At 44.9% G+C, this 1,761-nt stretch carries 2 protein-coding genes; both read right to left on the reverse strand.

Going from position 1 to position 1,761, the window contains the following annotated elements; genetic code table 11:
* The coding region (locus tag OCV77_RS16250) for an Rpn family recombination-promoting nuclease/putative transposase (RefSeq protein WP_262575993.1) at positions 1–858 on the reverse strand (858 nt) is incomplete at its 3' end.
* A gap of 303 nt (positions 859–1,161) precedes the next feature.
* Positions 1,162–1,737 (reverse strand): tyrosine-type recombinase/integrase, encoded by a 576-nt coding sequence (locus OCV77_RS16255; protein ID WP_262575994.1) that lies wholly within the window; start codon positions 1,735–1,737, stop codon positions 1,162–1,164.
* Between the last annotated feature and the right edge of the window lie 24 nt (positions 1,738–1,761).

Consider the following 1,761-nt stretch of genomic DNA (forward strand, 5'->3'; position numbering starts at 1 on the left):
AAATCCCTCCTGATTTCCGTATGTATTTCTGAAAGCCTCTTTGTTTTGAAGCAGGGCTGCATTGTCTGTCATGACAGCAATGGCATCCCATGTGTCTTCGTTTAAATGGGAATAGAGCTTATCCCCCATAAGCTCGGTCAGCTTCTGCTTGTCCTTCCTACAGTTCATGGCACGAAAAAGCTGCCGGAGATCTGTGTGAAATTCATCAAATCCACTATGCTCATTAACACAAAACAGATTGAGCGGATAGTCCCTGAACAGGAATCTCAGATAATTATCATTTGGATGGAATGCCATCATATCTGAAAGTGTCCGTGGTCCATCCCATGGATCTGTACCGCTGTAGAGACAAACAGTATAAACCGGCTGCAGCCGGTCCGTTTTCAAAATTCCGGACAATTTTTCATGGCTCGTTGCAGCAGACACTGTGCCGGATGTGATGCTGGGTCCTTTTTGACGCCTGTCCATTAAATTCCATCTACGCTTCTTTGCTTTTAGCTGCCTGTGATATTCTGCGGCATCATACCCCATGCACCGCACCGGCATGCTGTAGTCAATGTAGCTCTGATTTTCGACAGCCAGTATCTGCAAGGCTGTACCTGAGCAGAGATACATTTTAACATCCCGGAAAAACTGTGTTTTCCTTTGGGACTGGCACGAATTATGCCCCTTAGCATCTGCCCCTTCGACAGCTTTCTTTTCCGGGGGAAAATTTTCAATGATATACATTTCAGAGGCATCCTGAAGCTCCTCTGCCCGAATCACCTGTTCCCCCTGAAAACAGCAGCCATTGAAGAAATCTGCAAAGCGTTCTTTGTTTTGCAGGAACTCCCTCATACAAGTATCATATTTCCCCATAAAATTCCTCCTTTGTGCGCAAAGGATCCTATGGGTTTGAAAATCCTCTGCTTATTCAATTACATGTTGGATTGAAAAGCATGGATTTTCTGATCTGTTAGAATGTCAGAGCATTTCCCGATGGAAAAGCATCTGATCCGGGAAAGGGCTTGGCCCATGGTTTACAGAGTAGATTTTTATTTCCGCCTGTCTGTAAAAAGAAAACGTCTATGCTTTGATCTGAGTCTATCACAGAAACTTCCGAACTGCAATAAATGTTTTTCCGTTAATCTGTTACAAGAAGGCAGGAAGCAGAGAGACTACTCACAGACGGATTTTTTCAAATACCTGATCCTTGTCATCCTGATCAATTCCAAGATACCGTTTTGTGATCTGATAAGAAGAATGGTTATAGATATCCATCAGCATGGCAGGCGGCACACTCTGCTTCCAGGCATGATAGCCAAAGGTCTTGCGCAGGGAGTGGCAGCTGATATGCTCTGGCAGGCCTGCATAGACGGCGGCTTTTTTGATTATGCGGTAGGCCTGGTAGCGGCTTAGGGGACTGCCTTTATACTTATGGCTTGGAAAAAGAGCATCACCTGGATCCAGGCTGGTAAGGTGGCATGCGGATAAAGCCTGCCTGACCTCCTGGTTTATATATATGGAAGTATTTTTCCCGGTTTTCCTCTCCGTAATTTCAATGTGCCTGTTAAAACAATGCTGCCGGAAATCCCATACATCTGCGATGTGGAGCCGGAGGATATCCGAAATCCGGAGGGCGGTATTAAGACCAAGGATAATAAGGGCATAATTGCGGCTGTCAGGTGAAACCTCCTGATAATATTTTTTAAATTGTTCCAGCTGCTTTACTGACTTGATCGGCTGTGTTGTACTCATAAAATCTTTTCTCCTTTCAGGCAT

The organism is Suilimivivens aceti (assembly GCF_025567405.1).
Taxonomy (GTDB): Bacteria; Bacillota; Clostridia; order Lachnospirales; family Lachnospiraceae; genus Suilimivivens; species Suilimivivens aceti.